Source organism: Prosthecobacter sp., assembly GCF_020439865.1.
Lineage (GTDB): Bacteria > Verrucomicrobiota > Verrucomicrobiia > Verrucomicrobiales > Verrucomicrobiaceae > Prosthecobacter.
This window is the reverse complement of sequence record NZ_JAGRPF010000064.1, coordinates 94,209-114,680: the sequence shown is the minus strand read 5'-3', so window position 1 is coordinate 114,680 and position 20,472 is coordinate 94,209. Positions and strand designations below refer to the sequence as shown.

Here is a 20,472-nt window from a genome sequence, read left to right as displayed (position 1 = left end):
CGTGAGTCTGGCAAGGAACTCCGCGGCTCCGGCAAAGGACGGCGTGATTCCGGCAAGGAACTCCGCGGCTCCGGCAAAGGACGGCGTGAGTCTGGCAAGGAACTCCGCGCCTCCGGCAAACGACGGCGTGATTCCGGCAAGGAACTCCGCGGCTCCGGCAAACGACGGCGTCAATCCGGCAAGGAACTCTGCGGCTCCGGCAAACGACGGCGTGAGTCTGGCACGGAACTCCGCGCCTCCGGCAAACGACGGCGTGATTCCGGCAAGCCCCCTGATGAGCGGGGGGACGCACAGGATGAGCCTGGAAAGCTTCCAGTCGCCCCGCACAGACGCCTGTTTCCCAACCCTCTCTCCCACGCTCATCCTCAAGACCCGCGTCGCCAGCAGTCGCGTCCGTTACGCCGCGCTGTTGAAGGCCAGGATGGCGCGTGAGTTTCCTGTTCTCACCCCACCGGCGGCGACGGCTACCCTCGCCACGGACGCTCACCGCACCACCGTCACATCCGGCCGCTCTTTCTTGAAGGCGGCGATGGCGGCGGGGGTGATTTTGGGGCAGCTCTTGAGTTCCAGCCGGGTGAGGGATTTCAGGCCGATGAGGTGGGTCAGCCCGGCATCGGTGATGTTGGGCATCGTCTCAAAAGAAAGCGTCGTCAGCCCCTTGTGCTTCCCGAAGGTCGCCAGCGCGGCATCGGTGACTTTGGCACAGTTAGAGATACGCAGGCCTTCCAGCTTCGGTAGCGCCAGCAGGCCGCCCAGCGCCTCGTCGTCGATCTGGGAATTACTCGCATTGAGGCTCTTCAGACGGGGGAAGCCAGCGAGGGCCCGGACATCGTCAGCGTTGTAATTCCAAGTTGATTCACCCTCAAAGGAGAACTTTTCCACCTTCGGGAAAGCCTTCGCCAGCACGGCTACTTCGGCGCCGCCATTTCCAGCGCGGATGTCGAATCCCAGTTCGGGGAGATCACTCCATGACTTCATGCCCGCCAAACCCTCAGCGGTGAGCGCCGTGCGACGCACCGCGAGGTTGTCGAGGCGCTTCAAGCCTGCCAGCAAGGGGAGGTGCTCATCCCGCAGAAGATTGAGCGAGCCGTGCAGTGAGAGCGTGGTCAGCGTCTCCAGTTTCCCGATCTGCCGCAAGCCTTCTTCGGAGGGCCGAGTGGCCGTAAAACTCACTTTCTCAAGACTCTTCGCCGCAGCCAAGGCTTCGATGCCTTCGCCCGTGATCGCAGGCTCGAAACGGATTTCCAAGAATCTGAGTTTAGCCCCAGCCAGGTGGGCAAACAAAGCATCGGTGACCCCGGTACTCTCAAGCCAAAGTCCTCCCAATGCGGGCAGCGAAGACAGCACTTCCCAATGGACTTCCGTCAGTGGGACGACTTCGATGGTCAATTGCCTCAGCCCCTTCAAACCCGCAAGTGGCAGCAGGTTGTCGATGGGTCCCTTGGGCTGGTTTGTGGAGGTGAATTCGAGATAAACACCCTCAAGTTCGAAGCGCCCCCGCGGCAGATCAGCAACATCAGTGATGCTTTTGTTGATCCCGTAGATCCGCACACTGCCCCCCACCGAGAGCACCCACTCCGCCGCCTTGCGGTCGTCGCCGGGCGGGAATTTCTTCTTGGGCAGGGCGCTTGCTCCTGCAAGCGCCGCGTTCGCGCGATTCGTAGACGCTGGGCCGATCGCGGCGGCTGGAGGACCAGCCGCCCTACCTAATCCCTCACGATACTCGCGCACCACCTTCGCATCGGGCACGCGGTTCTGCTGGGTGAGCGTGCTCTCGAGCTGCTTCAATCGGATGGAGAGCGGATCGGTGAGCGCCTTCAAGTTCTCGGCTCGTGCGGCTTCGAGCTTCGCATACGCCGTGCGGTAGATGCCGCGCAGCTTCTTGAGCGCCTCGGTGGTCTTCTCATCGTCTTCGGCGGGAACGGGTTGCTTGTCGGCGATGAGCTTCTTCTCCGCCTCCAGCGCGATGACGCCGTCGAGATGCCCGGCCTTCTTTTCATTGGCGATCTCGCGGTCGATGCCGCCGACGTAGCCCGCATTAAGCTTCGCCACCTCCGCCTCAAACGGCGCGGTCACGCGCTCGGCTTGCAGCTTCACGAACTGCTCGTGCAGCGTCTTCAGCTCCGGGATGGCGGCCATGGCGTCGGCCTGCTGCGCCATCTCGGCCTTCTGCTGCTCCTGCTTCGCGGCCAGCGCGCGCAGGTCGTTGCCTTTTTCATCCACGCCGAGGAGGCGCAGTGCTTCCGCTTCAGGAAGGCCGTCGAGGTTGATAACTTCGATGTCGCGAATGGCGTCGTTACCTATGATGTTGGACGGACCATCAGCATAGGCGGAGTCTCGGGTCAACAATGGTCGCGAATCATCACAACGGGCGATGAGCAGTGGTCCAATTGCTCCGAACTCCAGTGCGCACTCAGCGGCAGCTTTTGAGTGACTGGGAACGTCAACTTTCGCAATTTTTGAATAGTCGGACATGGTGCGCCGCGTGCAGTTAAGCTCCCCACCGTCATCAATCGCGATGCCATAGTATTCAGAAGCGCTTTTTCGACGGATCGAAATGCGCGTCGGGGTCGTGGCTGCTGGGTTTCGACGAACACGGCAGCGCAAGGCGTAATTGCCTCGAAGCTGTGATGTGGGCTGAACAAAGAAATTGGGCGAATTTGTCGGAATGATCCACCCATCTTCAAACTTCACGCCGCTGTCCGGTTTGCGCAGGTTCTCCGGCAAGTCCTCGGCCTTGGTGAACACCTTCACCCACTGGCCGGGAGGGAACTTGGGATCGGAAGACTTGGAGATGGGGAGACTGGGAGACGAGGAGGCGGGAGCCATCGCAGACTTGGCGGCGGCGGGCGTCGGAGACGAGGCGGCGGGCGTGGCGGAGGCGACGGCGGCGGGTTTCTGCCGCAGGTCATTGCCCTTCTCATCCACGCCGAGAATCTTCAGCGCCTCGGCCTCGGGGATGCCGTCGAGGTTGATGACTTCGATGTCGCGCATGTCTTCGATGCCACTGATGGTACCGGTCCCGGTCTGCTGCGTGCCATCCATGGCCACTTGGACGATTTGATCGTTGTAGCGAACGATCAGTCGGTCGCCTACGACAGCGGTCTCGAAGGTATATTCCTGCCCTCGCGAAATCGACGTGGCATAGGGCCGGTTGAACAGGTACGTCACCTGGCGGTTCGGGCCGCCATCCACAGCGACCTGGATGCCGATGGGTTTGAAGGCAAAGGAATACCGGCCGGCCCCGCTCTCCCGCAGGGTGATGAGCGTCCAGCCGTTGTCGTCCATGACCTCCCGCCGGACGCGTGCCCGCACGCCATAGTTGCCCGCCACAGAGGTGGGCAGCTTCAAACTCTGTCGCTTGGATCCGGTGATGAGGATCCAGCCGTTGTCGATGGTCATGCTACCAGACGCGCGCATTTTTTCCGGCAGGTCGTCCGTCTTGGTGAACATTTTCACCCATTTCCCCCGTGGGAACTCGGGCTCGGATGAGTCGGATGCAGGGGGCGTGGGAGATGAGGAGACTTTAGGGCTTGGAGACGAGGAGACGGTCGGTGCGGGCTTTGGTGGCGGCTTGGATGGCGGCGGCGTTGATGGCTTCGGCGCCGGGGTGCTTGCACTGGCGACGGCGGGCGGAGCCTTGGGCGGTGCGGGCTCCTTCTTTCCACCGAACATCACGAACGCGCCGATGCCGATGGCGGCCACGGCGCCGATGCCGAGGAAGAGCGGCGCTTTGGATTTGGCTGGTGGCAGGGCTGCGCTGGCCGCATGACCACCCGCAGGTTTGTTCGCGGCAGCGGCTTGCTGCTGCGGTGCTTTGCCCTGCGGCTTTTGCGCCGCGGCGCTGCGTTGCGCGGGAGTCTGCGCCATCTGCGCGACGGGAATCGCCGCGGAGGCAGGCGCATTGTGCTGCACCAGCGGCACCGTCAAAATCACATCCAGTTCGCGGCGCAGCTCCATCGCACTCTGATGGCGCTCGGCACGGTCATGCTGCATGGCCTTGGTGATGATCGGGTCGAAGCGCGGATCGAGGCCGGGCACGAGCACGCTGGCGGGCTTGAAGGCGCCACGCGGGATGTTCCCCGTGAGCATCTGATACAGCATCACGCCCACGGCATACAAATCCGCGCGGCCATCGATCGCGGTGCCTAGCGTCAACGCCTCCGGCGCGACGAAGTCCGGCGTGCCCATGGCGTAGCCCGTCTTGGTGAGGCCGTGCTGTCCGGGATCCTCCACCTTCGCCAGGCCGAAGTCGGCGACCTTCACCTGACCCTTCATGTTGATGAGCACGTTGGCGGGCTTGATGTCGCGATGCACGATGCCGAGCTCATGCGCGGCGGCGAGCGCGTCACAAACGTGCGCGGTGATGGCCAGCGCGTGCTCCGGTGGCAGCTTCCCCTGCGCGGCGATCATCTGGTGCACGTCGCTGCCATCGACATACTCCATGGCGAAGTAGAGCTGCCCGGCGCTGGTCTTGCCAAAGTCATAAACACTGACCACGGCGGGATGATTGAGCTTGGCCATGAGCTTCGCCTCGCTCTTGAAGCGCTCGGCGAAGCTGGGGTCCTCCTTCTCCACGCCGGGCGGCAGGATCTTGATGGCGACGGGCCGGTCCAGATTCGTCTGCACCCCGCGATACACCGCGCCCATGCCACCGCGACCCAGAATCTTCTCAATCGTGTAGCCCGGCATCAGCGCCTGCAGTTCCTCCGCCGTCGGCGGTTCCCAGCGCCAATTGCCTCCCGTGGTCCGCGGCGGGGGAGTGTCGGGCTTAGGTGAGGAGGGAGCAGCGTCGTCAGCCATGCGGGCTGCCATTTACGAAAATCGGCAAAGGATGGCAAGCGCGGAATGAGCGCTGACGTCGGTTTTAACCTGCCTGCGCCGTGGCAGCGAGAACCTCGCGCACCAGTCCAGGGCCTCGATAGACAAGACCACTGTAAACCTGCACCAGCGCGGCCCCGAGCTTCATCTTCTCGGCTGCATCCGCACCATTGAGGATGCCGCCAACGCCGATGAGGGGAATTTGTTCCTTGAGCAGCATGCGGAAGGCCTGAAGCACGAGGTTGGAACGCTCGCGCACGGGAGCACCACTGAGTCCGCCCGTTTCGTTTGCCAAGCGATGACCTGTGACGGCTTCGCGGTCGATGGTGGTGTTGGTGGCGATGACGCCGTCGATGTTCTGTTCGTTGAAGACTCGGGCAAGGGCCTCGATCTGCATGTCATTGAGGTCTGGGGCGATCTTCACGAGCAGCGGCACGGTTTTGCCGTGTTCCTTCTGGAGCGACGCCTGTTCCTTCTTTAATGCGAAGATCAATTCCCTCACGGCACTTTCGGCCTGAAGATCGCGCAGCCCCTTGGTATTGGGCGAGGAGATGTTCACCGCGATGTAATCGGCCACGGAATACGCGGCCTTGAGGCAATGAAGATAGTCGTCCACAGCCTTCTCGTTGGGCGTGTCGAAGTTTTTGCCGATGTTCACACCGACCACGGCCTTGGTGCGACGGCGCTTGAGTTTCTTCACCGCTGCATGAATGCCGGGATTGTTGAAACCCATGCGGTTGATGAGTGCTTCATTCTCCGGCAGGCGAAACAGGCGCGGCTTGGGATTTCCTGGCTGCGGACGTGGCGTGAGGGTGCCGACTTCAACGAAACCGAATCCGAGCGCGCTCCATGCGTCAACGGCACTGGCAGACTTGTCCATGCCTGCGGCGAGACCGAGGGCGTTGGGGAAAGTCAAGCCCATGACGTTGCGCGGTTTCTGCGGCGCGGAGACAACGGATTGCAGCAGGCCCACGCGGTGTGCGATGACCATCATCTTGACCGTGAGCGTGTGAGCGCGTTCAGCGTCCAGTCGGAAGAGCCAGGGCTTGAGTGTGGGATAGAATTTTTCGAGCAAGGTCATGGATCAGGCAGCAAGGATGATTTTGATCGCGGCAGCTACTGCGTGGCCGAGTCGTGCGTGCGCCGCTGCATCGAGATGAATGCCGTCGCTGCCGGGTTCGATCAACGTTTGCGTATTCAAGAAGCCGCATCCGAGCGTGGTGGCGACCGCTTCGTAGTATTGGGGCAGTTTGCGGCTGTTGACCTGCGCGTTCGGGAACTTCGCCGCGACATCAGGCAGGTGTGGTTGATCGCCGAGGGCAGGCGGACAGAGAATCAGCAACTTCGGTGGCTTACCCGCGACGCCGGCGTCGCTGCTCAGGATCATTTGGGCCAGAATCTTGACGCCTGTCGCGATCTCGCCCGGGGAGACGCCAAAGACGGCCTTCAGGTCGTTGCTGCCGAGCATCAGGACCACCAGATCGAGCGGTTTGTGGGATTCGAGAATCGCGGGCAGGACTGCTTTGCCGTTGCGTGCCTGGGCGAGGGGGTCGTCGTGGACCGTTGTTCTGCCGTTTTGCCCCTCTTCAATGACGCGGAAGTCGGAACCGAGTTCACCTGCGAGAAAACCGGGCCAGCGCACCTCGTACGGGTGCCTCTCGGGGCAGGGGGAGAGGATGCTTTCAGGGACAAAGCCCCACGTGTTGGAATCGCCAAAACAGAGAACGGTTTTCATCAGAGCGGCATGATGCCTGCCAACCCAGCCGGGGCAACTGCTCTCAGCGCCTGTTAACATTTCCAAGAATCGCTGTGCAAAAGGGCGAAAATCCAGCTTGCGCGAGTTTCCCTCTGTGTTAGACATCTCGCCCCCCGCCCAAAAGCGGGGTTTTGAGTTCCCCCTGACTCAACCCCTTTTTACTACTCTGTATGCGCGTCCGTACCTCTGTTAAACCCCTCTGCGAACTTTGCCGTGTTATCCGCCGCAAAGGTGTTGTCCGTGTTGTCTGCAAGAACCCACGTCACAAACAGAAGCAGGGTTGATCCAATTTTTCCCCATCCTACCTCACTGAATTATGGCCCGTCTGCTTGGAGTCGAAATCCCGAACGAAAAGAAAATCGAATATTCGCTGCCTTATGTTTATGGCATCGGGCTTTCGGTCAGCCGCAAGATTCTTGCCGCCACCAACATTGACCCGAACATTCGTGCGGGTGAGCTGAGTGATGAACAGATCGCCGCGATCACGCAGACCGTGCAGGCGATGAAGATTCCGATCGAAGGCGACCTTCGCCGTGAACTGCAGATGCACATGAAGCGCATTCTTGGCATCAACTGCTACCGTGCCCATCGCCATCGTCGTGGTCTGCCGGTCCGCGGTCAGCGCACCCACACCAACGCCCGCACTCGCAAAGGTCCGCGTAAGACCGTCGGCGCGCAGAAGGCGAAGTAATCTGAATTCTAGCAAAGATCCGCTCTACACATCATGGCTGACGAAACGACCCCAACCGCACCTGCCGCAGAAGCTCCCGCTGCTGCCGCACCTGCTCCTGCCACTCCCGCCCCCGCCCCCGCCGCACCTGCTGCGGAGCAGCGTCCATCCACCAGTGGTGACAAGCAGGTCTCCCAGAGCGTCTGGCTCGAAATCGGTGGTGAAGCCGCCGAACAGAAGGTCGTCAAGGCCAAGGGTTCCAAGAACGTCTCCGCCGGCATCGTCCACGTTTACGCCACCTTCAACAACACCATCGTCACCATCACTGACCGCAATGGCGGCGTGATCGGTTGGTCCACCGCTGGCAAGATGGGTTTCCGTGGTTCCCGCAAAGGCACCGCCTACGCCGCCCAGGTTGTGGCTCAGGATGCCTGCCGTCAGGCGATGGGACATGGCCTTCGTGAGGCTGAAGTCCGTCTCCGTGGTCCTGGCTCCGGCCGTGAGTCCGCCGTTCGTGCCGTGCAGGCCCTCGGTGTCGAAGTGAACGTCATCAAGGATGTGACTCCGGTGCCACACAACGGCTGCCGTCCGCCCAAAGCCCGTCGCGTTTAATTTTTCAGCCCCTTTTACCCACTCACTATGGCTCGCTACACCGGTCCCCGCGAAAAGATCAACCGCCGCTTTGGCGTCGCGCTTTTCGGCCCTTCCAAAGCTCTCGAAACCCGCAACTTCCCGCCGGGGCAGCATGGTGCTCGCAACACCCGCCGCAAGATGTCCGAATACGGTACCGCCCTCGCTGAAAAGCAGAAGCTCCGTTTGCAGTACGGCCTCATGGAGAAGCAGTTCCGCCGTTTCTTCGCCGAAGCCCAGCGCCGCAAGGGTGTGACCGGTGAAAACCTCCTGCAGATGCTCGAACTGCGCCTCGACAACGTCGTGTACCGCATGGGCTTCGCCAACACCCGTTTCGCCTCACGCCAGCTTGTCAGCCATCGTCACATCACGGTGAATGGCAAGGTGGTCAACATCGCCAGCTATCAGGTGAAACCCGGTGACGTCGTCGCCGCCCGCGCCAGCAGCCAGCGCAGCCAGCAGCTTGTTGGTCGTTTCCTCGAAATGACTCAGGGCACGCCTGCTTCCGACTGGATGACTGTGGATCGTGATAAGATGAGCGGCGTCGTGAATCGTCCCCCGGTTCGCGAGGAGATCAACCCGATCGCCAACGAGCAGCTCGTCGTCGAACTCTACTCCCGCTAATCCTTTCCGGATTCAGTCCGAAATTATCCAAAAGGGACGCTTTCGAGCGTCCCTTTTGCTTTTGGGCCGATCTTCGTCATTCTGATTCCGTCATTCCATGCATCCCACCCGCCTCGAACTCATCGGCACCGAAGTCGCCCTCGTTTGGAACGATGGCACGGAGCAGTACATCTCCATGGAAAAACTCCGTGCCGCGTCACCCAGCGCCGAGAACACCGGCGAACGCGATCTCGTTGGTAACAAGATCGGGGGCACCACGCAGACGGAGTTTCCTGGGGTCACGGTGAAGGACTGGCGCATGGTCGGCGGTTACGCGATTCAGTTCGATTTCAGCGACGGGCACAACACCGGTCTGTACACGTTTGACTATCTGAAAGCGCTTGGGTGACCGATCACTCCTGATGAGTTCGCGAACCATTCATGGCCGGTTTGGCAGGTACCGGTGTCAGTTCGTTCTTGATTGAGTCGAGCACTGGCAGCAGCGGGAGGTTTTTCAATGTGTCCGTGATGAGTGTGGAAGAGGTTTCTTCTTCGACCGGGTGCGCTTCTCCGTTCCATGCGGTCTTGCCAAATTTGCTGACAGCCCAGTAGATCTTCCGCAGGTGGCTTCTGGACCGCTTGGTTTGGAACTGGCCGGGCTTTTCCATCTGTGCCTTGATGACCTCCGCCATGATCCAGTCGGCCTGATCTTTGGTGTAGTAAATGGCATGACCATCGGCATCAATGCCGGCAGGAACTTTGCGCCGGTGGGCCTCATACATCCAGTCATGGATCAGATAGGCCGGTGCATAGGTCCAAGGTGAAAAGTCCCTCTGTGACCAAAGCAGACGCGGAATGCTGCCACCGTCCGTCTCGATGCTGCCGGGCTTGATGATTTCGCCGTTCGGGCGTTTGACCGAGAACTCCGGATTTTTGCTTCGCGCATACACAAACTTGTCCGGCTGTTTCCATTCGATGCAGGGCCGGCCGACGATGACGCCCGAACCGTCGACTTTCTCGTAAAAGCGGTTCGCGGCACAGGAGCTCAATGACAAGGCAAGGATGAGGAGCAGAACGGGGTGCATGACGGTAAGAACATAAGAAACTCCGTTCATCGAAGTCAAACCTTCGTCGGCGGCCTGCTTCATTCACCCACCACGCTGACAACGATGCTCCGTGTGTGCGGTGCTCGACGGTGTTCGAAGAGAAAAATTCCCTGCCACGTGCCGAGCGCGAGTCTTCCATTCACCACGGGAATGACTTCTGACGTGCGCGTCAATGCCATGCGCAGATGGCTTGGCATGTCATCGGGGCCTTCGTGAGTGTGAACGAAATAAGGAGTTTCCTCGGGCACCAGATGATCGAAGAAGCTGTGCAGGTCCGTGCGGGCGGAGGGATCGGCGTTTTCGTAGATGACCAGACTCGCGCTCGTGTGCTGGACAAATACGGTGGCTGTTCCGGTGCGGATCTGGCTGGAGCGAATGATCTGCTGGCAGTGTTCGGTGATCTCGTAGGTTCCCTTGCCCCGGGTCGGGATGGAAAAGCTGTCAGCGTGTGCGGCCATGCGAACTGCTTTAGAAGCGTCCTTCCTTCAAATCAAGCAGGGCACCGCCCAGATGCGTGGTGACATCACTCGCGCAAACGGACTCCACTGCGATGCGTTGCTGTGAGGCACAGATTTCTGCCGCGCGACCGCACAGCCAGGCGCCCAGTCCGGCGCTCTGGTGGAGGGAAATGCCACGAGCAGCCAGTGCCGCGCAGACGCCGGTCAAAACATCGCCCATGCCGCCGCTGGCCATGCCGGGATGCCCTGTGGTGTTGAACAGCGTTGGCTGGCCATGAGTAGCGATGACGGTGCGCGCGCCTTTGAGCAGCAGCGTGCGTCCCGGAGCCTTCTCGGTCAGCGCCTCGACGACTCTCGGCCTGCTCAGTCCATGCCAGCCGGGGAAATTGCGCAGCAGGCGGTCCAGTTCGCCGGGATGAGGGGTCATGAGGCGTGGAAGCTTGCCGATTTTGTCCAAGACCTCGGGGTGCTGAGCGAGCATGGTCAGAGCATCCGCATCGACGACCGTCGGAGTCTTTGTCTGTCGGAGGACTTCGAGAACTTCCTTCTCATGATCAAAGCCAAGGCCTGGACCAACGGCGAGCGCGTCGAAGCGCATCTCCTCCAAGATGTCGCGATAGTCGTCCACCGGCTTCACCATCACCTCGGCGGGCACACGCGCGGCCATGAGCGGGTAAACATCCTCCTTCACCAGCAATGTGACCAATCCCGCTCCGGCACGCAGCGCTCCGCAGCAGGCGAGCTCTGCCGCACCGAGAAATCCGCGTGATCCGGCGATGATTCCGATACGACCGGCATCACCTTTGTGCATTTCATTGGCCCGGCGCGGCAGCCAGGAGCGCAAAAGGGCAGGGGTGAGTGCCTGCGCCGAGGCGTCGCCCTCACAGTCCGACAATTCGCGCAGCGGCACCAAGGCGATGCGCCCCACGAAATGATCTGCCTCGTCTTCGAGCAGTCCTCGTTTGATCTGCGCCACCACGGCGGTCACATCGGCCTCCACGGCATCTTCAAAGGCGCGGCCGTTGTCGCCATCGAGCCCGGAGGGAATATCCATCGCGATCGTCAGCGCATGCCGCTGGGTGCGCAGCGTGTTCATTTCCCGTGCGAGCGCCTGCAGCTCGGGCTTCATCGGCCCTTGGGCGCCGATGCCCAGCAGGCCATCGAGGCTTACAAGCGGTCCCGGCTCGAAGTCGAACGTCGTCGCATCCTCAATGATGCGCACATGGCTGCGGAGAAGCGCCAGATGCTTGCGCGGCAGTTCCTTCATCGCCGCAGGCTCGCAGCACAGCCTGGCGTGGATCTTCCAGCCGTCCACGGTGAGTTCGTGCGCAGCCACGAGCGCGTCGCCTGCATTGTTTCCTTTGCCAAGAAACAGCACCAGTGAACCGGGGCGTGGTGCGAACTGCCTCACCACGTTCGCGATGCCGCGTCCGGCTGCATCCATGAGCGCCGCCGCGCTTACACCGCGGGCGAACGCGGCTTCCTCGCATTGCTGCATCTGTCGGCAGGTGACGATCATGGTCTTTCAGCCGCGTGCAGCAGCAGTGTTTTGAGTTCGTGAGCGGACTGCAGGGTTTCCTGAGGTGACGCGGTGGCTGGGCGGGTGACAACTCGGGTGCCCTGAACCTTCGTCTCCACTCCATTGATCCGTGCCATCGTGTTGACGTCTGGTGCGCCAAGGACAAACAAATGCATCAAATGCTCACCATCATGGCGCATGCCTTCCTGCAAATGCTGCAGCGCTTCAGCCGTGTTGGGAATGACGGCAAAGCGCAGTCCGCGAGCCACGGATTCTCCTGTGACCTCATGAGCGATGCTCAGCAGTTCTGCGATGGCATTGGAGGTTCTGACAAATCGCAGAGGATCTCCGTCGTAAAGTGCCAGCGCCATCACAATCTCACGCGGCCGCGTTTTGCCGGTGAGTTCGGCGTCGATGTTTGACTGATCGTTGCCGAAGCGCATGCGCCGCACTGTGTAGCCCATGTTTTCCGCGCCCATTGTCGATTCGAGGTAACCCGGGATGCTCAGGTCGCGGTCGGGTTTGCTCAAAGCCTCACGCAAAACGTCCGCATGCCGCTGGATGCCATCGAGGCTGATCGGACGTCGCAGTGCCAGCGCATATTTGAACGAGCGGTCCGCCGCCTGATCCTTTTTATACTGCCAGATACCAAACGAGGCGATGCCCAGCAGGATCGTTCCGATCGGCAGCATGACGAGCGCGAAACGAATCCAGCGTCCAGAATCGGCGGCAGTTGGCGGGGCGTCAGTCATGGCTTCCAAGAAGCATTGCTTTAACCCGGGGACAAGCGCGTAACTGCTGGTTATGCGTCAGGAACCGTGTTTGGGTTCCAACTGAGCCAGCAATCCGGCCACCGAGTGTTGCAAGCTGGGAAGCCGCAGGTCCGGCCGGATGTCGGCGAGCGGTTGAAGCACGAAGTGGCGCAGGTGAAGCCGGGGATGGGGCAGGATGAGATCGGGATCGTCGCTGACGACCTCGTCTGCGTAGAGCAGATCGAGATCGAGCGTGCGTGGTGAGTTGCGCTCGCGCTTTTCCGGTCTGCCGAGCGCCTGTTCTACCGCCTTGAGGTGGGCGTGAAGCTCATGAGGCAGGCTGTCCGCTTCGACTTCGATCACCGTGTTCAAAAACGCCTGCGTGCCCGGCGCGCAATCGACCGGCTCCGTTTCATAAACCGGGGCGCTGGCACTGAGTCTGACTCCCGGGACGCGGGCAAGCAGCAGTTCGATCCCGCGCCGGATGTTTTCGGCGCGATCACCGAGATTCGAGCCGAGAGCGATTCCGAAACGCATGGGTGGCGATTATTTCAGTCCCAACACATCCTGCATGTTGTACAGGCCCGCGGGCTTGCCCACGAGCCAGCGGGCGGCGCGGACGGAACCGTTGGCGAAGGTGTCACGGCTGCTGGCCTTGTGCGTGAGTTCGACGCGCTCGCCCACATTGGCGAAGATAACGGTGTGATCACCCACGACGTCGCCGCCGCGGATGGCGTGGACGCCGATTTCCTTCGGAGTGCGGGCACCCACATCGCCGAAGCGGCCGTGGCGGCAGTCCTTGTCGTATTCGAGGCCGCGCACGTCGGCGAGGATTTCGACGAGCGTGCGTGCGGTGCCACTGGGCGAGTCCTTCTTCATGCGATGGTGCATTTCGACGACTTCGAGATCGAAATCGGGTCCGAGCAGTTCCGTGGCCTTGCGGGTGAGCCAGAACAGCGTGTTGACGCCGACGCTGTAGTTGGACGCGAAGACGATCGGCAGTGTCTTGGAAGCTTCGCGGATGGCGGTGAGCTGTTCGTTCGTGTGACCGGTGGTGCCGATGACCATGCTCTTGTTCTGCTTGAGGCACTCGCCGAGCAGTTCGTCGCAGAAGTGGTGCGAGGTGAAGTCGATCACGGTGTCGGCCTTGGCGAGGGCAGGGGAAAGGGCGTCACCCATGTCGATCGTGGAGGCGACGGTGACGTTCTGGGATTCGGCGGCGCGGATGATGGCCTGGCCCATGCGGCCTTTGCAGCCGGTGATGAGAAGTTTGAGGTCGGACATAGAATTGAACTGGCTGATAAACGGGGCGCCGGAGTTATGCAAGAGGTGGCTGGACGCTGTGAAGCGGGTCGTGCAGGAGGATCTCGTCGAAGGTGCTGTTCGGGGGGCGTTCCGCAGGCGGCCAGAACCGGCCGGCCCGGATGCGCTGCACGGCCTCGGCGGCGCAGTCGAGGGCGGATGCGATCAGCGCTTCATCAAAGCCTTTCCATTCTAGGATCTCGGTGTCCTGAATGCTCTTTGGCAGGGTGAAATAGGCCACGCTGCTGACATTCCGGCCACGCTGCTTCATGGCGGCGGCATAGAGAGGCAGTTGCAGGTCCAGCCACATGCCGCGTTTTCCTTCGGACAGATCAAAGCATCGCCACTCGTCTGCTTCGGCGAGCTTGGTGCGTGCGGTGATGATTTTGACATGGGCCTCATGCGGCTGGCGCGGTTTGTCGGATGTTTTGAAATCGACGATGCGCAGCGTGCCGTCGGTATGCTGCTCGACGCGGTCGATGCGGCCTGACAAACGAGCATCAGCGATCAGGAAGGGCGAGGCGTCGTCCTTGCCGCCAATTTGCAGTTCCGCATCGAGGCACTGCCAGCCCTTCTGGCGATTGGTGGCCTCAATCCCTGCCGCATGGCGCAGTCGTTGCAGGATGCTTTCCAATTGCAGGGTGATGAGCGGCGCAGGGCGCTGGCCATACTGTTTGTGCACGTAGTCGCGGGCGGCGGCTTCGAGGCAGTCGGCGATCTTTGCAGGATGCGTGCTCTCGCGCATCTCCGAGTCCTGGAAGAGTTGGTGAAACGCGTGATGGATGATCTGGCCGAACTCCGCGGCATCGAGTTCGCGTTTGCCGGTCTCGACCGCGTTCATGCCCTTGCCATGAGTGAGGTAAAAGCGGAAAGGACAGTTCAAATACTCACGCAGGCGCGAAGGTGAAATGGACTCGACGGGCTTCGAGATCCAGTCCGGCTTCAACGTCCACGCGAGCGAGCGCGGCGGTTCGGATTCGACCTGCTGATCTTCCTCCTTCGGAAACAGATGTGCCACGCGCTGAGGCAGGGCTTTGTCATCGCACAAAAACAAGAGGCGGGAGGGCCGCAGTGCATCGCCGTCCTCGCTCCACTGACCGCAGAGCAGTTGCAGGTGCCCACGCTCGCCGAGACGCTGATGCGAAAGTGCCGCGAGGATGAAGGCGTCACGGGCGAAGCGGGTGTTTTGACATGGCAGGTTCAGCGCCGCGCGCATGCCATCCGGCAGGAAGGGGTGGCTGATGAAAATGCCGGGCACATGCTCTTCATTGAGACCTGAGACGATCAGGTTGGGGGACCGCTCCCAGAGCAGTTCGAGCCAGCCCTGCAGCACGAGGTCGATGTCACCACGCGGTTCGGCCAGCCGGCTCTGCGCGAGGCATTCGAGCGAGAGCGCGAAGGCGTCCTCGGCCCGGGGCTTCAAACCGAAACGCCGGGCTTCCAGCTCAAGTTCTTCGGCGATGCGCAACCATTCGGTGGCCAGTTCCGTGCGTTCGCGATGGCCGGGCGCTTCAGGATTGAAGGTGCGCTCACCGAGCAGCTTGAGGATCAGCATGCGCGCGGCTTTGGCCGGCGAAAGGCGGCGCAGCGATTGCAAGAGTTCGAGCGTATTCTCAACGGCAGGCTGCAAAGCAGGATAGTCTGCAAGGGGAAGCTCCAACGCATGAGGAAGGGTGACCGGAAGATGGTCGCTGGTGAAATCATCGGTTTGGCGCAGCAGGGCGGCGGTGCTCTCATTCGCAGGGATGATGACGCTGCGAAATTCTTCAATGCGCAGCAGCGCTGCGAAGGCCTTCCATGATCCCGAACCGAGCAGCACGCGGAAGCAGTCGAGCACATGCCACAGGCCCTCGCGCTGCACCGGAATGCCGCCGGGTTCGAAACTACGGGTGTCTTCGAGCGTGAGCTTTTCAAGGATGAGGCTGCCGACCTCGGCGTCGCACACACCGAGAGCGGTGCGCCCGTGGGGAACGAGCTCGCGCATGAGACCGAGCGTCGTTGCCGCTTGGGCGGAAGGATCACGCGTGACGTGAATCTGCCGGTCCTGGATGGGCAGGCTGTTGCCGGCGTCTTCGCCCCAGTACTCAGTCAAAGGACGGCCGCAGGAGTCGAACGTGTGTTCCAGCGATGAAGGCGCATGCACGGCGATGATCACCTGCAAGCCGCGCTTCGCGCAGGCGGCAATCCATTCGTCGAGCAATGGAGGAAGGTCAGGCGATGCAAGGACGACGATGCGCTCCACCTCTTCCGGCAGCACCGGGGTGTGCGCGTGGCGGCGCTTGAGCATCTGCGCATCCGAGACGTTCGCGTGGGCAAGCTCTTCGAAATACGCGCGTTCAATCTTGGCGAGGTCGTGCCAGCGCGCGGCATCGCGTTGCACGGCGGGCAGGTTTGCAGTGGCGGCAAAGGTGAGTCCGCCGGTGCCAAGCAGCATCTTCAATTCCGCCAGCATGCGCGCGGTCTCAGCGTGCCAGCCCCAGCCGCGCTCGGCGGGCAGCTTGGGAAACAGCGCGGTGAGTGAGTCGATGGCAATGCGTTCCAGCGCACGCTGCCAGGCCATCTGCGATTGCAGCGGCGTGGCGGCTTCGAAGCGTCGTGATTGTGGCAGAAGAGCCTGCTCAGGCAGCCAGAGATGCGGCACGATGGCGGCGGTGCCTGTCTGGTTTGCCGCCTGAGCCAGCGCTTCACGCAGACGTCGGCCGGCTTCGCCGTTCGGCACCAGAAGCAGCGAACGGCTGAGGTCGAGCGCACGGGTTGAATCCCAGCCGCGGCAGAGAAACTCCACCGCTCTGTCGAGGACGGGGGAATCCCAGCTCCAGAACAGCCGCTGGACGTTCGAGCTCATGCGCGTTCGAGCTGATGCAGGATGGCGTCCACGATCTGTTCCGGCGTTTGGTCAATCGAGATGCGGATGACGTCGGGCGTGGGCTCCAGCGTGGCGAGCTGGCTTGCGAGCAGGCTCGGCGGCATGAAGTGGCCTTTGCGTGCCGCCAGGCGGGAGGCGATGAGTTCTTGCGTGCCGTCGAGCAAAACGAAACGCAGCGTCTCCGGATTGTCGTGGGCGCGCAGCTTGTCGCGATAGATGGGCTTGAGGGCGGAGCAGGCGAGCACATAGACGGGCGTGGCGTGGCGCATGTCTTCGATGCGCTGGCGCAGCACGGCATACCAGGGCCAGCGGTCATCGTCGTTCAGCGGCGTGCCGGAGGACATCTTGGTCTTGTTCGCGGGCGGATGAAAGTCGTCACCGTCCTCGAAGACTCCGTCGAGTTTCGCGGCAAGCAGACTGCCGACGACGGACTTTCCGCAGCCGGAGACGCCCATGACGATGATGGTTTTCAAATCGGGATTCAGCATGAGGGAAGGGGATGGTGGTGAGGCTTGACCGTGGGGCATGCCACGCTGAGGATGCGCGCCAAAGCCATGAAACACCCGACTTTGACCGCTCTCCTGGTGCTCGGCACCGCCTTTGCCGCCGCTGAAGACAAACCCGCAGCCGCACCGGAGGCTCCGAAGGAGTTCGTGCTCTTCAACGGCAAATCGCTCGACGACTGGGAGTCCGTGGACGTCGGCGGCAGCGGCGTGGTGGAAATGGAAGGCGGGTTGATGATCATCAATCAGGGCGAGAATGTGAGCGGTGCCATTTACAAGAAAGCGGACACACTGCCAACGACCAACTACGAGATCACGCTGGAAGCCAAGCGGCTGCAAGGGGTGGACTTCTTCGTGGGGCTGACCTTTCCCGTGGGCGATCTCAAACACTGCGCCACGCTGATCTGCGGCGGCTGGGGCGGCAGCGTGACGGGCATCTCCTCCATCGACGGCTTCGACGCCAGCGACAACAACACCTCCAGCTACCAGCGCTACAAGGACGACGAATGGTATGCGATCAAGCTGCGTGTGACGCCCACGAACCTCAGCGTGTGGCTCGGTGACAAGCAGATCATTGACGAGGACATCGAGGGCAAGAAGATCAGCGTACGTCCCGGTCCTATGGAGAGCTATCTGCCGCTCTCGCTCACCACGTTCAACACCACCTCGGCGATTCGGAACGTGAAGCTCACGCCGGTCACGGAGAAGAAGTGATGCGTTCCATGGTCACGATGCGAGTGCTGGCCGTCGTGGCCTGCAGCAACCTGATGGCCTGCACTTCGGTGCTGCGCACGCAGGTGCACCGCACGGAGACGGTGCTGACTGATCGCGAGAAGCGCCATATGGCCGGCCTGCTGGATGATCTGGCCGCAGGCTGGGATGGCATGCAGCATGGAAGGATCGCCGAACGGCGTAAGGCGCAGGACCGGTATGAGCAGGCGCTTGCCACCTTTCTACGGGAATGGGATGACCATCAGAGCCCGCATTACTGGCAGACGGGCACCGTGTTTGCCTCGAAGAAACGCTCATTCCAGATCGAGTTCGATCTCCGGACCAATCCAACCCGCGAGGTGCCGCCTTCGGAGATCGACCAGCTCATTCTTCCGGCGCGCATGAAGCCGCGCGTGGCCGACACGCTCGCTCAGCGGCCCGGCATTGGCATTCCGCTCGTCGGCCACGTTCGCAACACCAGCCAGACGAGACAAAAGGAACCCTTCCTCCCGCCGAACGGTGGCAATCTCACGCTCACCGCCGTGATGGAACTGGAGAAAGACACGGACAGTTCGAGTCCGAGACGCTGCCGTCTTCATCTGCTCAATGCCTTGAATGTGGACACCGTGAAGGTGCAGGGGGATGAACGGCAGCTTGCCGCGAACTTCACCGCCTCCAAGCAGCTCGCGCTGTCGAAGAAATCGCTGGGTCTGTTCTCCTGGCTGGGTCTGCTCTTCCCGGAACGCACCCTGGCCGACTGTCAGCTTTACACGATGGATGTGTATGACCCAAAGCGCATACCGGTGGTTTTTGTTCATGGCCTCATGTCGGATCCCCACATCTGGCTGAACGCCATCAATGCCATCAACACAGATCCCGAGCTGCGAGCCGCCTACCAGCCTTGGTACTTCCTGTATCCTACCGCCATTGGCATTCCGCAGTCTTCTGAGAAGCTGCGCGAATCGCTGCGTGAGGCGCGGGAGTTCTTCGACCCTGAGCGCGACGATCCAGGAATGAAAAAAATGGTGTTGGTGGGACACAGCATGGGCGGGCTGCTCAGCCGCATGCAGGTCATCGATCCGGGCGACAAACTGTGGAATGCACTGCTGAGAAGGCCGCCGCAGGAACTGGAGGTCTCCGACAGCGTCCGGCAGCGGCTGACTAACAATCTGATGTTCAAGCCGCAGCCGGAGATTCAGCGTCTGGTGTTCATTGCCACGCCACACCGCGGAAGTGCTGTCGCAAGCACTGGTATCGTCCGCCGTCTCACTTCGCTGATCCGCCTGCCGCTGGACACGCTGATGTTGTCCCAGCAGATTCTCGCCGGCAATTCCGACGCTCTCTCGCCACAGATTCGCGACTGGGGCGTGTTTGGTCTGCTCAGCATTGGCATGCTGTCCGACAAACACCCCTACTACCAGGGATTGAACGCAGTGCCGATTCCGGTGACGCATCACTCCATCATCGGCGACCTCGGCAAAAACAACACTCCTGCCAGCACGGACGGCGTGGTGCCTTATCAAAGCTCGCATCTCGACAGTGCAGCATCCGAGCGCATCGTGCCCTACTGGCACGGTTGTGTGGAGCGTCCCGAAGTGGTGCAGGAGGTCGTGAGAGTGCTGCGTGAGCATCTTCGTGAGAATGGATTGCCCCGGAAGCAGCGTTCTTGAGGTACCAACCTCATGCACTTCCGACCCCTGGCTCTTGGCGCTCTGTTCTCCTCGCTCTTCGTCCTCCATGCGGCGGCTGAGCTGCCCTTCACGCAGGTGCCTGCGGAATTCGCCGGTCAGTTGTCACCCGGGAAATCGCCCTTGGTTTTTAATGATGGCCGCAAGGTGACGAGTGCGGACGATTGGAACAAGCGCCGCACGGAAATCCTCGCCGACTGGCATGCGATCATGGGCGCATGGCCGAAGCTCCTCGAAACGCCGAAGATCGAGATCCTGGAGACAACGACACGCGACGGCGGCATCGCGCAGCGGAAGGTGCGCGTCGAGATCGCGCCGGGACAAACAGGAGACGGCTATCTGCTGCTGCCTGCGGCAGAAGGGAAGCGTCCCGCCGTGTTCGTGCCCTACTACGATCCCGAAACGAGCGCTGGATTGAGTGAAAAGCCACTGCGTGACTTTGCGTGGCAGCTCGCGCGGCGTGGTTTCGTCACGCTGTCGATCGGCTCGCCCGGCGGCGATGCGCGCAAGCCGGTCTTGTGCGACGGCGCAAAGTGTCAGCCACTCTCGTATCTCGGTTACATCAGCGCGAACATGTGGCAGGCGCTCGCCTCGCTGCCGGAGGTGGATTCCACGCGCATCGGCATCGTTGGGCACTCGTATGGCGGCAAGTGGTCGCTCTTCGGCTCCTGCCTGTGGGACAAGTATGCCTGTGCCGTGTGGAGCGATCCCGGCATCGTCTTTGATGAAACGCGCGGCAGCATCAACTACCAGGAGCCGTGGTATCTCGGGCTCGATCCTGCGATCACCCGCAAGCCTGGTCTCGTCAGCGCCGAAAGCCCGCGCACTGGCGCTTACAAGACCCTCATCGAGCAAGGACACAACCTGCAGGAACTTCACGCGCTCATGGCTCCGCGTCCCTTCCTCGTCTCCGGCGGCGCGGAAGATCCGCCGAAGCGCTGGGCCGCACTCAATCACGCCATCGCCGTGAACCTGCTCCTCGGCTGCAAAGAACGGGTCGCGATGACAAACCGCGAGAAGCACGAGCCGAACGAGGAGTCGAACGAGCAGATCTACCGCTTCTTCGAGTACTGGCTCAAGCCGTGAG

The 20,472-nt window shown here is 61.5% G+C and carries 19 protein-coding genes and 1 pseudogene; 9 read left to right on the top strand and 11 right to left on the bottom strand.

The features are described 5' to 3' along the window. Positions 1-432: pseudogene (locus tag KDL09_RS06710) on the top strand (hypothetical protein); the annotation flags it as partial. A 51-nt stretch (positions 433-483) separates the two neighbouring features. Here KDL09_RS06710 and KDL09_RS06705 read toward each other — a convergent pair. The 3 genes from KDL09_RS06705 to KDL09_RS06695 all read right to left on the bottom strand — a co-directional run bounded on the left by KDL09_RS06705 (position 484) and on the right by KDL09_RS06695 (position 6,556). Then, a complete protein-coding gene (locus tag KDL09_RS06705; RefSeq protein ID WP_294382984.1) occupies positions 484-4,803 on the bottom strand; it encodes a serine/threonine-protein kinase in 4,320 nt (1,439 codons plus the stop codon). 64 nt (positions 4,804-4,867) lie between these two features. Continuing rightward, positions 4,868-5,902, bottom strand: coding sequence for a quinone-dependent dihydroorotate dehydrogenase (locus tag KDL09_RS06700; RefSeq protein WP_294382982.1), 1,035 nt, complete (start codon positions 5,900-5,902; stop codon positions 4,868-4,870). A 3-nt stretch (positions 5,903-5,905) separates the two neighbouring features. After that, entirely contained in the window at positions 5,906-6,556 is a 651-nt protein-coding gene (locus KDL09_RS06695; RefSeq protein ID WP_294382980.1) for an SGNH/GDSL hydrolase family protein, read from the bottom strand. A gap of 191 nt (positions 6,557-6,747) precedes the next feature. On the opposite strand from KDL09_RS06695, the gene rpmJ reads away from it, so the two are divergent. From rpmJ to KDL09_RS06670, 5 genes are all read left to right on the top strand, one after another. Continuing rightward, positions 6,748-6,861 (top strand): 50S ribosomal protein L36, encoded by a 114-nt coding sequence (gene rpmJ / locus KDL09_RS06690; RefSeq protein ID WP_294382978.1) that lies wholly within the window; start codon positions 6,748-6,750, stop codon positions 6,859-6,861. Positions 6,862-6,893: 32 nt separating this feature from the next. Continuing rightward, positions 6,894-7,268 (top strand): 30S ribosomal protein S13, encoded by a 375-nt coding sequence (gene rpsM, locus KDL09_RS06685; protein ID WP_294382976.1) that lies wholly within the window; start codon positions 6,894-6,896, stop codon positions 7,266-7,268. A gap of 33 nt (positions 7,269-7,301) precedes the next feature. After that, a complete protein-coding gene (gene rpsK, locus KDL09_RS06680; RefSeq protein ID WP_345781077.1) occupies positions 7,302-7,859 on the top strand; it encodes a 30S ribosomal protein S11 in 558 nt (185 codons plus the stop codon). A 27-nt stretch (positions 7,860-7,886) separates the two neighbouring features. Next, positions 7,887-8,501 carry a 30S ribosomal protein S4 gene (gene rpsD, locus KDL09_RS06675; protein ID WP_294382974.1) on the top strand — a complete coding sequence of 205 codons (615 nt, stop codon included), beginning with the start codon at positions 7,887-7,889 and terminating at the stop codon, positions 8,499-8,501. Between the two features lie 97 nt (positions 8,502-8,598). Beyond that, a complete protein-coding gene (locus KDL09_RS06670; protein WP_294382972.1) occupies positions 8,599-8,889 on the top strand; it encodes a DUF971 domain-containing protein in 291 nt (96 codons plus the stop codon). Between the two features lie 4 nt (positions 8,890-8,893). On the opposite strand, the gene KDL09_RS06665 is transcribed toward KDL09_RS06670, so the two are convergent. Genes KDL09_RS06665 through KDL09_RS06630 form a run of 8 tightly spaced genes read right to left on the bottom strand, consistent with a single transcriptional unit; the run spans position 8,894 to position 16,971 of the window. Further along, a complete protein-coding gene (locus tag KDL09_RS06665) occupies positions 8,894-9,565 on the bottom strand; it encodes a DUF1353 domain-containing protein (protein WP_294382970.1) in 672 nt (223 codons plus the stop codon). A 59-nt stretch (positions 9,566-9,624) separates the two neighbouring features. Continuing rightward, positions 9,625-10,044, bottom strand: a complete 420-nt coding sequence (locus KDL09_RS06660; protein WP_294382968.1) for a secondary thiamine-phosphate synthase enzyme YjbQ — start codon at positions 10,042-10,044, stop codon at positions 9,625-9,627. A gap of 10 nt (positions 10,045-10,054) precedes the next feature. Further along, positions 10,055-11,563: an NAD(P)H-hydrate dehydratase gene (locus KDL09_RS06655; protein ID WP_294382966.1), complete on the bottom strand. Its 1,509-nt coding sequence runs from the start codon at positions 11,561-11,563 to the stop codon at positions 10,055-10,057. Then, positions 11,560-12,315 (bottom strand): hypothetical protein, encoded by a 756-nt coding sequence (locus KDL09_RS06650; RefSeq protein WP_294382964.1) that lies wholly within the window; start codon positions 12,313-12,315, stop codon positions 11,560-11,562. Before KDL09_RS06650 ends, KDL09_RS06655 begins: the two co-directional genes overlap by 4 nt. 57 nt (positions 12,316-12,372) lie before the next feature. Beyond that, positions 12,373-12,852 carry a 2-amino-4-hydroxy-6-hydroxymethyldihydropteridine diphosphokinase gene (gene folK, locus KDL09_RS06645; protein ID WP_294382962.1) on the bottom strand — a complete coding sequence of 160 codons (480 nt, stop codon included), beginning with the start codon at positions 12,850-12,852 and terminating at the stop codon, positions 12,373-12,375. Positions 12,853-12,861: 9 nt separating this feature from the next. Then, positions 12,862-13,599 (bottom strand): 4-hydroxy-tetrahydrodipicolinate reductase, encoded by a 738-nt coding sequence (gene dapB, locus KDL09_RS06640; protein ID WP_294382959.1) that lies wholly within the window; start codon positions 13,597-13,599, stop codon positions 12,862-12,864. 34 nt (positions 13,600-13,633) lie between these two features. Continuing rightward, positions 13,634-16,462 carry a PD-(D/E)XK nuclease family protein gene (locus KDL09_RS06635; protein WP_294382957.1) on the bottom strand — a complete coding sequence of 943 codons (2,829 nt, stop codon included), beginning with the start codon at positions 16,460-16,462 and terminating at the stop codon, positions 13,634-13,636. Further along, entirely contained in the window at positions 16,459-16,971 is a 513-nt protein-coding gene (locus tag KDL09_RS06630; RefSeq protein WP_294382955.1) for a gluconokinase, read from the bottom strand. Before KDL09_RS06630 ends, KDL09_RS06635 begins: the two co-directional genes overlap by 4 nt. A gap of 66 nt (positions 16,972-17,037) precedes the next feature. Here KDL09_RS06630 and KDL09_RS06625 point away from each other — a divergent pair, with 66 nt between their 5' ends. Genes KDL09_RS06625 through KDL09_RS06615 form a run of 3 tightly spaced genes read left to right on the top strand, consistent with a single transcriptional unit; the run spans position 17,038 to position 20,471 of the window. After that, complete coding sequence (locus tag KDL09_RS06625) at positions 17,038-17,700, top strand: DUF1080 domain-containing protein (protein WP_294382953.1); 663 nt, start codon at positions 17,038-17,040, stop codon at positions 17,698-17,700. 8 nt (positions 17,701-17,708) lie between these two features. Next, positions 17,709-19,367 carry a hypothetical protein gene (locus tag KDL09_RS06620; RefSeq protein ID WP_294382952.1) on the top strand — a complete coding sequence of 553 codons (1,659 nt, stop codon included), beginning with the start codon at positions 17,709-17,711 and terminating at the stop codon, positions 19,365-19,367. A 12-nt stretch (positions 19,368-19,379) separates the two neighbouring features. Beyond that, on the top strand, positions 19,380-20,471 hold the full coding sequence (locus KDL09_RS06615) for a sialidase (protein ID WP_294382950.1): 1,092 nt from the start codon (positions 19,380-19,382) through the stop codon (positions 20,469-20,471). Position 20,472 lies beyond the last annotated feature (1 nt).